This window comes from Gluconobacter japonicus (assembly GCF_002723975.1).
In the GTDB taxonomy this organism is placed as follows: Bacteria; Pseudomonadota; Alphaproteobacteria; order Acetobacterales; family Acetobacteraceae; genus Gluconobacter; species Gluconobacter japonicus.
Map to the genome: position 1 here is coordinate 212,129 of NZ_BEWO01000001.1, position 11,499 is coordinate 223,627.

12 protein-coding genes are annotated in these 11,499 nt (G+C 57.0%); 9 read left to right on the forward strand and 3 right to left on the reverse strand.

The genetic code is table 11. From position 1 onward, the window contains the following. Positions 1-106: 106 nt before the first annotated feature. The 3 genes from GJA01_RS01030 to GJA01_RS01040 are packed head-to-tail and all read left to right on the forward strand — an operon-like array spanning position 107 to position 2,693. Positions 107-1,075, forward strand: a complete 969-nt coding sequence (locus GJA01_RS01030) for an ABC transporter ATP-binding protein (RefSeq protein ID WP_062505309.1) — start codon at positions 107-109, stop codon at positions 1,073-1,075. Beyond that, complete coding sequence (locus GJA01_RS01035) at positions 1,072-1,896, forward strand: ABC transporter permease (RefSeq protein ID WP_062505307.1); 825 nt, start codon at positions 1,072-1,074, stop codon at positions 1,894-1,896. The genes GJA01_RS01030 and GJA01_RS01035 overlap by 4 nt, the downstream gene beginning before the upstream one ends. After that, a complete protein-coding gene (locus GJA01_RS01040; protein WP_010500963.1) occupies positions 1,893-2,693 on the forward strand; it encodes an ABC transporter permease in 801 nt (266 codons plus the stop codon). The genes GJA01_RS01035 and GJA01_RS01040 overlap by 4 nt, the downstream gene beginning before the upstream one ends. A gap of 2 nt (positions 2,694-2,695) precedes the next feature. Here the strand turns inward: GJA01_RS01040 and GJA01_RS01045 are convergent, their stop codons facing one another. Further along, entirely contained in the window at positions 2,696-3,277 is a 582-nt protein-coding gene (locus GJA01_RS01045; protein WP_062505304.1) for a DUF805 domain-containing protein, read from the reverse strand. A 221-nt stretch (positions 3,278-3,498) separates the two neighbouring features. Between GJA01_RS01045 and GJA01_RS01050 the strand changes: the two genes are divergently transcribed. The 4 genes from GJA01_RS01050 (at position 3,499) to GJA01_RS01065 (ending at position 8,439) form a co-directional block, all read left to right on the forward strand. Further along, a complete protein-coding gene (locus GJA01_RS01050; protein ID WP_062505302.1) occupies positions 3,499-4,548 on the forward strand; it encodes a cation diffusion facilitator family transporter in 1,050 nt (349 codons plus the stop codon). Positions 4,549-4,556: 8 nt separating this feature from the next. Beyond that, positions 4,557-5,450: a cation diffusion facilitator family transporter gene (locus GJA01_RS01055; RefSeq protein ID WP_010500957.1), complete on the forward strand. Its 894-nt coding sequence runs from the start codon at positions 4,557-4,559 to the stop codon at positions 5,448-5,450. An 18-nt stretch (positions 5,451-5,468) separates the two neighbouring features. After that, a complete protein-coding gene (locus tag GJA01_RS01060) occupies positions 5,469-6,830 on the forward strand; it encodes an L-serine ammonia-lyase (protein WP_062505300.1) in 1,362 nt (453 codons plus the stop codon). Positions 6,831-6,984: 154 nt separating this feature from the next. Continuing rightward, positions 6,985-8,439 carry a chloride channel protein gene (locus GJA01_RS01065; RefSeq protein ID WP_062505298.1) on the forward strand — a complete coding sequence of 485 codons (1,455 nt, stop codon included), beginning with the start codon at positions 6,985-6,987 and terminating at the stop codon, positions 8,437-8,439. Between the two features lie 12 nt (positions 8,440-8,451). Here GJA01_RS01065 and GJA01_RS01070 read toward each other — a convergent pair whose 3' ends face one another. Then, positions 8,452-9,240, reverse strand: a complete 789-nt coding sequence (locus GJA01_RS01070) for an acid phosphatase (RefSeq protein ID WP_062505297.1) — start codon at positions 9,238-9,240, stop codon at positions 8,452-8,454. Between the two features lie 170 nt (positions 9,241-9,410). Here GJA01_RS01070 and GJA01_RS01075 point away from each other — a divergent pair, with 170 nt between their 5' ends. After that, on the forward strand, positions 9,411-9,692 hold the full coding sequence (locus tag GJA01_RS01075) for a SelT/SelW/SelH family protein (protein WP_023944839.1): 282 nt from the start codon (positions 9,411-9,413) through the stop codon (positions 9,690-9,692). On the opposite strand, the gene GJA01_RS01080 is transcribed toward GJA01_RS01075, so the two are convergent. Further along, a complete protein-coding gene (locus tag GJA01_RS01080) occupies positions 9,693-10,223 on the reverse strand; it encodes a DinB family protein (RefSeq protein WP_062505295.1) in 531 nt (176 codons plus the stop codon). Positions 10,224-10,432: 209 nt separating this feature from the next. Here GJA01_RS01080 and GJA01_RS01085 point away from each other — a divergent pair, with 209 nt between their 5' ends. After that, positions 10,433-11,488, forward strand: a complete 1,056-nt coding sequence (locus GJA01_RS01085; protein ID WP_062505293.1) for an aromatic ring-hydroxylating oxygenase subunit alpha — start codon at positions 10,433-10,435, stop codon at positions 11,486-11,488. The last annotated feature ends 11 nt before the right edge of the window (positions 11,489-11,499 follow it).

Consider the following 11,499-nt stretch of genomic DNA (forward strand, 5'->3'; position numbering starts at 1 on the left):
TGGGTAATAGGTGGTAACGACACGCAGTCCTGTCACCCACTTGCCGGAGAAGCCAAGCTGCCGCAGAACTGTTGGCGATATTGCCTGTCAGGGACCGCGTTCATTCATGAAGACTGCCACCGCGATCGAGGTTCGAGACCTCCGCAAGACTTATCAGGTCCGCGATGGCGGAAGCTGGCGTGGAAAGACGCGTGAAATCACGGCCCTGGATGGTATCTCCTTCACGGTTCCATCTGGCGAAATTGCCGGGTTTATCGGTCCGAACGGAGCAGGGAAATCCACGGCCATCAAGATTTTATCCGGTATTTTGCGTCCCACATCCGGCATTGTGCGAGTGGGCAATCTGGTCCCGTGGGAGAACCGGATTGCCCATGTCGCCCGGATTGGCGTGGTGTTCGGCCAGCGGACACAGTTGTGGTGGGATCTATCCGTTGCGGAAGGGCTGGCGCTCCTGCGCGATATTTACAGCGTGGAGCCGGAGCGGTTCAAACGAAACCGGGACCGTCTGGCGGAGGCGCTGGATCTGAATGGCATCATGGACCAGTCCGTCCGGCAGTTGTCGCTGGGGCAGCGGATGCGGGCTGAAATCGCTGCCGCGCTGATCCATGATCCGGATGTGGTCATTCTTGATGAACCGACGATCGGGCTGGATGCGCCGTCCAAGCTGGCGGTGCGTGCTTTCGTGCGGGATCTCCGTCGGGAACGAGGCACAACCGTCCTGCTCACCACCCATGACATGCACGATATTGAGGCGCTGGCCGACCGGGTTATCGTCATTGGACATGGCCGTATTCTGGCAGACAGCCCGTTTGAGGCGCTTCAAGCGACAACACTGTCCGAGCGTATTCTGGAAGCGGATTTCACGGGCCCTCCGCCGGAGTTGTTCCTGCCAGACGGCGCAGTAGAAACCGAGCGCGGAACACGCAGCGTGACCATCACGTTCGATCCGCAACGCCTCCCCGCTCCTGCTCTTGTTGCACACCTCTCCACATTCCCGGATCTGGGAGATCTGCGGATCGGCCGCCCGGCGATTGAGGAGATCATCACACGCTTCTACGCGGATCATGCCTCGTGACGATCCGCCCGTATGTGACGTCTTTCGTCCTGCAATGGAAAATTGGGCTGCGGTATCGCCTCGCTGTTCTGGCGGGGCTGGTTGCGCAGATGTGGTTCGGGGCGATCTCGCTGATGGCCTATGCCGCCGTGTATCACCATGCACCCGACGTAAATGCGCCGATGACGCTGCGTCAGGCCATGACCTACACCTGGATTCAGCAGTCTTTTTTCACGCTACTCCCGCTTGGCTGCCTCCCCGCGATTGGCGAAGCCGCAAAAAGTGGAGCGATTGTCTATGATCTGCTGCGCCCGGTGGATCTGTGGAACTGGTGGCTCTCCGCTTCCCTTGCCCGCCTCTTGGGCAATGCGATTCCGCGCGCTGTCCTTCTGGCAGTCGTGGCGGGCCCGCTGGCCGCACTCGTTGGCCTGAACGGGTGGAGCCTCGCACCTCCTGCGTCTTTTGAAGCCGCCCTTCTGGCACTGATATCCTTTGTGCTGGGGGCCTTCATTTCAGCCAGCATCGTGATGTGGTGGAACATCATCGCCGCTCGCACCCTGTCGCCTCTTGGCACCTATGCCGTGGGAACGCCTCTGGCTGTTCTGATGTCCGGCATGTTGCTACCGCTGCCGCTCTATCCGGACTGGGCGCGCGAACTGCTGCTGCTCCAGCCCTTCGCGGGTATTTCGGATATTCCGATCCGGCTTTACATGGGGATGCCCATTCCGGGGGGCGTTGTGGCCGCTCTGGGAATCCAGTGTTTCTGGCTGCTGGCCCTGACCATGATCGGGCGTTTCTGGATGAACCGCACCGTGTCGAGAATGGAGGTTCAGGGCGCATGAATGCCTTTACGCTCTATCGCCGGATGGCTGGTGCCTCGATCAAGGCACAGCTTCGCTATCCCGGAACCTTCGCCCTTCAGCTTGTCGGCAATTTCGTCACGACGCTGCTGAGCTTCTTCGGCATCTGGAGCCTGTTCCACCGTTTTGGCAGTATTGCGGGCTGGGATATTGGGGCGGTCGCCGTTCTTTATGGGCTGGTGAACGTCTCTTTTTCAGTGGCCGAAACGCTTGGTCGTGGCTTTGATGTGTTCGGCAGCGAATACGTCAAGACCGGTTCGTTTGACCGGCTGCTGTTGCGTCCCCGCTCAACGCTGGTTCTTCTGCTCGGGCATGAACTGCGCCTCCGGCCGATCGGTCGTTTTCTGCAAGGTGCGTTCGTTTTGGGGGCAGGTTTCTGGCTCTCGCCTCATGTGTCGTGGAATACAGTCTGGCTTCTGCCCTGGGCCGTGGCAGGCGGAGCTGTGATGTTTCTCGGTATCCTGATCGGGCAGGCCGCGCTGTGTTTCATCACAGTAGAAGGGCTGGAGGTTGTAAACGTGCTGACCTATGGCGGCGTGGAAGCCGGGCAGTACCCGATTACCATGTTCGCCCGCTGGCTGCGGCGTTTCCTGACATGGGCACTTCCGCTCTCTGCCGTTTGCTACTACCCGGCCCTCGCGATGCTGAACCATCCCGACCCGCTGGGGATGCCGCTCTGGTTCGGTCTGCTGTCCCCCGCTATGGGCTTCGTTTTTCTTGCCCTCATGATGCTGTGGTGGCGGCGGGGGGTAGCGGGATATGTGTCCAGCGGGAGTTGAGACTATTTGGCGGGATAGCCCCATTTGTTGATACGCGGATTGGTATCGAAACACATCATGATCAGCAGGGGGATTGTTCCGATGACTGTAAGGTACAGCAGCGTCCACCAGCCTGAACGATTGATGTCATGCAACCGTCTGACAGACACGCTGAGATCCACAACGAAAAGATAAAGCCACGCAAGGGAAATCACGATCTCCAGCAGGCCGACACTAATCCCGCTGCTGTGCCTCAAGTCACCGGAAATCAGGGAAAACAAGCCGGAACAGATAATTCCGAAGATCCTGAAGTACCAATATTCCTTCCGGCGGGAGCGCCCCTGAAAATCCGTTATCCGACGGAAACAAGCCTGAATGGCCTCTTTGAAAGACATATCCGCTGCGGGTGCGAATTGCCCTGCGCGAACATCCAGAAACACGTTATTGGCCATTGTCCCCCAAGGCTCGAAATCAACGCGCTGCCCCTTCTCAGGCGCCAGAGTGTCCCGCCAGTTTATTTTCGAAAATGAGTACCGAACGTCCTGATCATTCAGGATCACACCTTCACCTGTCAGATTATCAAAACCGAGGACGGTACCCTTCATGAACACTCTCCGTGCAAGTCCCCCTCTGCGGACATGCAGGGTGTGACAATCCATGTGTTACGGAACGACACATTCGTGTCCAGTCATGATGATCCGAGACAGCCGCCGCCCTGCCCGTCAGAAGGTCACCCAACGCCTCTCGCACTGTTGCCAGATCATTGCTTGGGTTGAACCATGGACATGCAGTATGATCTTCGGATCAGCCACAGACCTGCCCGGACATGACCACAGAATCCCATCACGCCTGTTCGCATGACCATGCAGATCATGCCCACGATCAATCGCACGGGCACGAGCACACACATGAGCATGACCATGACGGACACGACCATGATCATGGGTCCTGTGACGGACATAGCCATGGCTTCGGGTTCGGGCATCAGCATGTTCATGCCCCCGCAAGCTTCGGCCGGGCATTCGCCATCGGGATCGCCCTGAACACGGTTTACGTCATTGCCGAAGCACTATGGGGTGTCTGGGCGCATTCCCTGTCTCTGTTGGCAGACGCCGGACACAACCTGTCCGATATTCTGGGTCTGGGGGCTGCATGGCTCGCAGAAAGTCTGGCCCGACGTGCGCCGACGACCCGCTTTACCTATGGCCTCCGCCGATCAACTATTCTGGCCGCTTTGGCAAATGCCACGATCCTGCTTCTGGTGACAGGTGGGATCATCTGGGAATCTGTTGTCAGGCTTTTTGTTCACGGCCCGGTTGAAGGCATGACCGTCAGTTGGGTGGCGCTTGTAGGAATTGCGGTCAATGCCGTTACGGCGCTCCTTTTCATGAAGGGCGTCTCCAATGATCTCAACATTCGCGGGGCATTCCTCCACATGGCTTCGGACGCCATGATGTCCTTCGCCGTGGTTATTGCGGGGCTTTTGATTGTCTGGACGGGCTTCCAGATCATTGATCCGATCGTCAGCCTCGTCGTTTCCGCGTCCATCATCATGGCAACGTGGTCTCTGCTCAAAGGCGCAGTTTCCCTGTCTCTGGATGGTGTACCAGCAGGAATTACGCCCGAAGATGTTCAAAATGCCCTGCTTGCTGTTCCAGGCGTCTGTGGGCTGCACCATCTGCACATCTGGCCCATGAGCACCACGGAGACGGCCCTGACCGTGCATCTTCTGCGTGAAGAAGCAGCATCTCAGACACCGGACCAGATCATCACACAGGCAAGCGTGATTTTGCGGGAGAAGTTTGGTATCTCCCATCCCACGTTCCAGATCGAGAGCCCTCCAGTGTCCTGCGATCTTCAACAGGCCTGCTGTTAAGGACCTTCATGCCTTCGACCCGTATCAAGATTGCCCGCGCTTCCATCGGGGTGAGCGTGGTGGTTCTGGCCATCAAATACGCAGCATTCTGGGTTTCCGGTTCCGAGGCCCTGCTGTCAGATGCCATTGAAACGATCCTGAACGTCATTGCTGCTGCAGGAACACTCTGGGCTCTGTCCATCGCGGCACTCCCCGCAGACGACAATCATCCCTATGGCCACGGCAAGGCAGAATATCTGTCTGCTGTCATTGAGGGTGTTCTGGTTGTTCTGACCGCACTCGGCATCATGGTTATTGCCGTACACGACTGGATGCACCCCACGCCGGTTCACGCGCCATTTCAGGGTGTTGCGCTGAACGCATTGGCCGGAATCGTCAATCTGGTCTGGGCCCGCATTCTCATCGGTTTTGGCCGAAAAAATTCCTCGCAGGCCCTCCTGGCGGCGGGTGAGCATGTCCAGTCCGATGTTTGGGCAACGGTCGCTCTTGTTATTGGTGTGTCGCTGATTCCGCTGGTGAAATGGGACCGTCTGGATGCTGTACTGTCAGCGCTGGTGGCTCTGAACGTGCTTCGTGCCGGTTTCTCGATGATGAGCATTTCAATGTCCGGCCTGATGGATGAAACGCCGGGCGCTGACACGGTCGAGACCGTCAAAAGCATTATCTCCGTCAGCGGAACAGGAGCGTTGGAAGCGCATGACCTGCGCATGCGCAAGGTTGGCGTCCTGCATTTCGTGGAATTTCACCTCGTGGTCCCCAGCGAAATGAGTGTTCATGACGCCCATGAAATCTGTGACAGCATTGAAGCGGCCCTGCGTGAAGAACTCGGACGCGCTTCTATTCACATTCATGTCGAACCCGCAGACAAAGCCAAACATTCCGGCGTTCTGGTGCTGTCCTGAGCGTCGGAGCTTTCTGATATGATCAGCCTTTTTGACCTGTTCCGTATCGGGCTCGGCCCGTCCTCGTCCCATACGGTTGGTCCCATGCGAGCCGGACTGGCCTTTGTGCAGAACCTGCTCGCAGATACGCCCGTGTCCCGCATTCAGGTCACACTGTATGGCTCCCTCGCCTGGACAGGTGCTGGTCATGCAACAGATACCGCCGTACTTCTGGGTCTCGAAGGCTGGTTGCCAGACGACATTGCACCGGATCACGCACGCCACGTCATTGAAACGATCCAGTCCACCAAGCGCCTGACCGTGAATGGACACACAATCCCTTTCGACCCGGCATCAGATGTCGTGTTCGATTACGAAACTGTTCCCCCGGTTCATCCGAACACTCTGCAATTCGAAGCTTTCGATAATACGGACACCGTTATCTCCTGCGAGCGATACTGCTCCATCGGTGGTGGCTTTATTGTGCCGGAAGATACCTCTCCGGCTACGAAAGTTATTCCTCCCGTCAGCGTCCCCTATGATGTGACCTCCGGGCGCAAACTGCTGGAAGACTGTCGAGGGACGGGGCTGGGAATTGCCGGTCTTATCCGGGCCAATGAAGCAACGTTGCGGGCCGATCAGGACGTCACAGCCTATATTGATCGTATTCTCGATACGATGATGGACTGCATTGACCGTGGGCTGAAGGAAGATGGCGTCCTTCCCGGCAAACTCCATGTCAAACGTCGCGCTCCGGCCCTTTTCCGAAAGCTGGAAAATGGTGTTCGCTGGAACCAGCGTGCACCGCACGAGATCATGGATTGGGTCAGTCTCTTCGCCATTGCCGTGAATGAAGAAAATGCTGCAGGCGGTCGCGTCGTGACAGCTCCGACCAATGGTGCCTCCGGCGTCATCCCTGCGGTCCTGCGGTATTATCGCGATTTTTGTCCCGGGGCGTCTCGCGAGGGAATGCGGGAGTTTCTTCTCACGGCCACTGCCATCGGTGCCCTGTTCAAGCGCAATGCTTCCATTTCCGGTGCGGAAGTTGGCTGTCAGGGCGAAGTGGGCGTTGCATGTTCCATGGCGGCGGCTGGACTTGCAGCGGCATTAGGCGCCACTCCGGACCAAGTAGAAAATGCAGCAGAGATCGGCATGGAACATCATCTGGGCATGACCTGTGATCCCGTCGGGGGTTTGGTGCAGATTCCGTGTATCGAACGAAATGCTTTTGGCGCGATCAAGGCCATCAACGCGGCATCTCTTGCGATGCGGGGGGATGGGGTACACCATGTTTCTCTGGATCAGGTCATCCGGACGATGCGGGAGACCGGTGCTGACATGAACCACCGTTACAAGGAAACATCTCTAGGTGGTCTGGCTGTCAGTTTCCCCGAATGTTGAGCCCGGTTTTTCAGTTATTTCACTGATTTTACACTTGATCGGTTCAGACTGCTTGACCCGACGCGAAGAAGACTGGCAGGACCGGGACTGTAACGCGCGGGTCTGAACCGGGCGTATCTTCCCTTGCCCGACACTCCTTCCCGGACGTCTTCCATTGGCCGATACTTCGCCCCAAGTTCCCGACTCCGCACCCAAGCAAATACCCGCAGGGCATTTGTCCTCAAAGCACGCCCTCCGCCGCAAAGACCGCATTCATCATCTGCGCCGGTCTGCACGCGCCACGACGACACAGTGGCGCCGCACAGCCATCTACTGGATCGGTGCGGTTCTCGTCGGCGTCATTGCTGTTCTGTTTGCGCATATGGGTGATGCCGCAGCCGATCTGCGATCCAGAATTATCGCCTGGCACCCATGGGCCATGCTGCTCATTGCTCCTGCTGGTCTGGCCTTCATCACGTGGATGACCCGTACGATCTTCAAAGGTGCACAAGGGTCAGGCATTCCGCAAACAATTGCGACCCTCCACATCGACAATTACACGGTTGTGGACCGTGTTCTGTCTCTCAAGATTTCAGTCGGCAAAATCCTGCTCACCTGCCTGGGCCTGATCTGCGGGGCGTCGATTGGCCGTGAAGGCCCAAGCGTGCAGGTTGGGGCATCCGTCATGCACGGTTTCTCCCGTCTGCTCGGACAGTCCAATATCGCGGCCAAACGCAGTATGATCCTTGCGGGAGGCGCGGCCGGTATGGCCGCAGCGTTCAATACGCCTCTGGCCGGGATCGTCTTCGCGATTGAAGAACTCTCTCACTCTTTTGAGCAACGCACCTCCGGCCGTACGCTGACGGTCGTGGTCGTCTCCGGTGTCACGGCCATCGCCCTGCTGGGGAATTACACCTATTTCGGCCATGCTGATGTCGATATTCCGGTTGGCACGGCATGGATTGCCGTACTGACCTGCGGCATCCTTGGGGGACTGGCCGGCGGCACCTTTGCGGCACTTGTTATTAAAGCCTCCCGCGGCCTCCCCGGCCCTATCGGACGCTTTGCCGGACAACGGCCGATTGCGTTTGCCGCTGCCTGCGGACTGGTTCTTGCGATTATCGGCCTGATTTCAAAAGGGACCACTTACGGTACCGGCTACGCACAGGCTCGCGCCATTTTCGCAGGAACAGAGCATTATCCAGCTTCGTTCTTCCTGCTGAAATATCTGGCAATGCTGGTGTCTTACTGCTCCGGCATTCCGGGCGGGATGTTTGCGCCTTCGCTGGCCATTGGTGCCGCCATCGGGGGCTGGATCGAGCAGTTCCTGCCTCACACAACACCGGGCGCTGTCGTGCTTCTTGGCACGGTCGCCTATTTCTGTGGGGTGGCGCAGTCCCCGCTGACGGCAACAATTATTGTCATGGAAATGTGTGACAACCAGCAGGTGACGCTGGCGCTTCTAGCCACATCATTCCTGGCCTTTGGCGTCTCGCGAATGGTGTGCCCCCGCCCACTTTATACCGCGCTGGCGGATCGCTTTATGGAAGCCAATGAGCGCGCCAGTCGTCCACCGCCTCAACCTGATATTCAGTCCACCCCTGTTCAGGACGCTAAAAAAGCGCCCTGAATCAAGCCTGTTTCAGCGTTCCGACAAAATGGAATGAGCGGCAGCCTCAACTTCAATGGCGCACTCGGCTGCATCGGGAGCAGGCGTTGCTCCCTTCATGGCTCTTAGCTCTTTCCGCGCCGCAATAAGATCATCCTGAAGTTCCGGTGCATCAAGCAGCGTATCCATCTCGGACGAGGCATTCAGGAAACCGGCCTGCACGTCAGATTTCCAGTGAGCCCCGCAAACAATCCGGCTTTCTCCAAAGACACGTCCGCGCTGCAGGATCATAGTGGCATGTTCCGGCAGCAGGTGAGCCAGCAGAAGAGCCATGCCGTATCCAGCCGTTGTATGACCGGACGGATAGGAGGAATGAAGTCCCAATCCTTCCGGAGACGTACAGATCGGCAGGTTGGTTCCAACGAAAGGGCGTGTCCGATGCCAGTAGTGCTTGGCCTCGGAGGTCCGATGCACAATCGGGTTTTCCATCTGCTTTAGGACTGCAGCAAGATGAGGAGCCTTGGACAGATCCAGCGTATATCCCACCGCACAGGAGAAATCCTTTACAAGATGCGGCACTTCCAGATCCGCATCCCGCTGGGCCAGCGCCCATCTCGGCGTATCTTTCAGACTGCGTGTTTCATGAAAGACCCGATCATCATCTGCCTGTGCTGCGCTGCCTGAAACAGGAGGCGCAGGAAGAACCAACCGCGCATCAGGAATAGCTGTTTCCGGGATCGGCTGATGCGAAGGCGCCGTGCAGGCTGCGAGAAGCGTCGTACACATCAGAACTGTAACTGGCAGGCGAGCAGCGATATTCATGCGGTTCAGGACCTCACAAAGTTAAAAAGACAGTTCGTCTTCATAATGTTCTCTGTGGACGGTCGGAAAGTGTTTCTTTGTGACCGTCGCATGACGTGTCTGCTCAAGACTGTGGCGAAGTCTGTCATTGTGTCATGATAAACTGACATTATGCCTTTCAGGAAAGCCTTATGTCCTCTACAGCGCCACGCGTTTCAATCCGCTACTGCACGCAGTGCAACTGGCTCCTACGATCCGGGTGGATGGCACAGGAACTGCTGTCTACATTTGGGCAGGCCCTCGGAGAAGTGGCGCTTCTTCCCGATACGGGGGGACGCTTCGAAATTCACGTCGATGATGTGCTGATCTGGGAGCGCAAGCGTGATGGCGGATTTCCGGGGCCAAAAGAACTTAAGCAGCGCGTACGGGACGTGATCGCTCCAGAGCATGATCTGGGTCACACGGATCGCTGATCATACGTCCCTGTCATAATGATTCCGTAGAAATACCGTCAGATCATTAGCTGGCCAGCTATAGGGAATCTGCTTCAGCATGTCGCCGATGAAGCCCCGGTGATAGCTCGCATGATTGATGACGTGGAGAATGATTTCCTCCCGGGTCATTATCCCGGTCTGCTCGTCAATAAACGCAAAAACAATCTGCTCCTTCAGATCCTCCATACTCCAGCCAGCACATGCTTTCATATACCACTGATGGAGTGCCTGTGTCGCATGCCACCACTCTTCAAGATCCAGTATCTGGTCGGCCTGCCGTGAACGATAACCATGTTCCGTCCCCTGAAGATGGTGATGGAACATGTCGTCCACGACATACACATGGCCCAGCGTCTGCAAGATCGTACCGAACGTTGTCTGGCGAGGCTTCACAATTTCCTCATGGGGAAGCTGAAGAAGGGCCTCATATGTCAGCCTGTCGGCCCACGCCCGATACTGAAGAAGCATGCCAGTTGTTCGCAGATGATCCGGAAAAGGCCGCCCAGACATGAAGTTACCTTATGACATTTCTAACCTGACTATGAGATAATTTCGGATAAGGAACAACACTATGCTATCCACTGGGAAGGCAAAACACTTCCCGACAGATAGACTATCTAAATATCAGAACAGATTGAGCGTCTTTATGATATATCCGAGAACGCTCTATCCATGAAAGGATCTCGCAGGTCCTTCTTCAAGCCTGCGGAGATCCCGTTATGACCGCAACCTGCGCCAGCCTCCCCTCGGCCTCCGTCGATCTGCCGCGGAACTGTACGTTCGAGCCCGCAGACTGGCAGATCCTTGCCAGATCCTGGTATCCGGTTGCGCTGTCCCACGATCTGGGGGACAGCCCGATGGGCGTGACTTTGCTGGATGCACCGCTGGTCGTCTATCGCGCGGATGGGGATATCGTGATCGCGGATGATCTCTGCCCGCATCGTGGTGTTCCCCTCAGCATGGGCAATGGAAACGGCAAGACGATTGCCTGTGCCTATCACGGCTTCCGGTTTGGGCAGGATGGAAGGTGTGTGCGTGTTCCGGCCCATCCCGACAGCAAAATTCCGCCGAAACTACATCTGCGAACCTATCCGGTCGTCGAACGCTTCGGTCTGATCTGGACGTGTCTCCGCCCGACTGGGGAAACCAACCTGCCGCCCATGCCGCACTGGGATGATCCGGCGTTCCAGCAGATCACGTGCCCCTGGATCGACATCAAGGGCTTTGCCGGTCGCCAGGTCGAGGGTTTCATTGACGTTGCGCATTTCGCCTTCGTCCATACCGAGACGTTTGCCGATCCTGAAAACCCGATTGTTCCGTCCTATTCGCCCAAGCTGACCGAAACGGGTTTCGAGGCCGAATACCGCAGCAACGTTTCCAACTTTCCCCATGGGCTTCTGGGCGTTGAAGAGTTTGCAGACTTCGAATGGCTACGGCATTTCCGGGTTTTCCTGCCTTTTACCGCAACGCTGGAAATCCATTTTCCGAACGACGGCAGGCTCGTCATCATGAATGCTGCCTCTCCGGTTTCCGCCCGCGTAACGCGGATGTTCGCACCGATCTGCCGGAACTTCGATACGACCGGATCGGTGGAGGATGTTTACGAGTTCAATCGACGCGTTTTTGAAGAAGATCGCCAGATTGTCGAAGCACAGAAGCCGGAAAATCTGCCGCTCGATCCAAATCTTGAAGCCCATGTCATGGCGGATCGGAGTTCCATTGCCTACCGTCGCGGTCTGCGCGGCATGGGCCTGAGCCACTTCTTCACGGCCTGAATAAAAAAGAG

What these genes read in the sequence shown, in the direction of transcription:
- GJA01_RS01030 (WP_062505309.1), top strand. Translation starts at nt 107, where the DNA reads ATGAAGACTGCCACCGCGATCGAGGTTCGAGACCTCCGCAAGACTTAT.
- GJA01_RS01040 (WP_010500963.1), top strand. Translation starts at nt 1,893, where the DNA reads ATGAATGCCTTTACGCTCTATCGCCGGATGGCTGGTGCCTCGATCAAG.
- GJA01_RS01045 (WP_062505304.1), bottom strand. Translation starts at nt 3,277, where the DNA reads ATGAAGGGTACCGTCCTCGGTTTTGATAATCTGACAGGTGAAGGTGTG.
- GJA01_RS01050 (WP_062505302.1), top strand. Translation starts at nt 3,499, where the DNA reads ATGACCACAGAATCCCATCACGCCTGTTCGCATGACCATGCAGATCAT.
- GJA01_RS01055 (WP_010500957.1), top strand. Translation starts at nt 4,557, where the DNA reads ATGCCTTCGACCCGTATCAAGATTGCCCGCGCTTCCATCGGGGTGAGC.
- GJA01_RS01060 (WP_062505300.1), top strand. Translation starts at nt 5,469, where the DNA reads ATGATCAGCCTTTTTGACCTGTTCCGTATCGGGCTCGGCCCGTCCTCG.
- GJA01_RS01070 (WP_062505297.1), bottom strand. Translation starts at nt 9,240, where the DNA reads ATGAATATCGCTGCTCGCCTGCCAGTTACAGTTCTGATGTGTACGACG.
- GJA01_RS01075 (WP_023944839.1), top strand. Translation starts at nt 9,411, where the DNA reads ATGTCCTCTACAGCGCCACGCGTTTCAATCCGCTACTGCACGCAGTGC.
- GJA01_RS01080 (WP_062505295.1), bottom strand. Translation starts at nt 10,223, where the DNA reads ATGTCTGGGCGGCCTTTTCCGGATCATCTGCGAACAACTGGCATGCTT.
- GJA01_RS01085 (WP_062505293.1), top strand. Translation starts at nt 10,433, where the DNA reads ATGACCGCAACCTGCGCCAGCCTCCCCTCGGCCTCCGTCGATCTGCCG.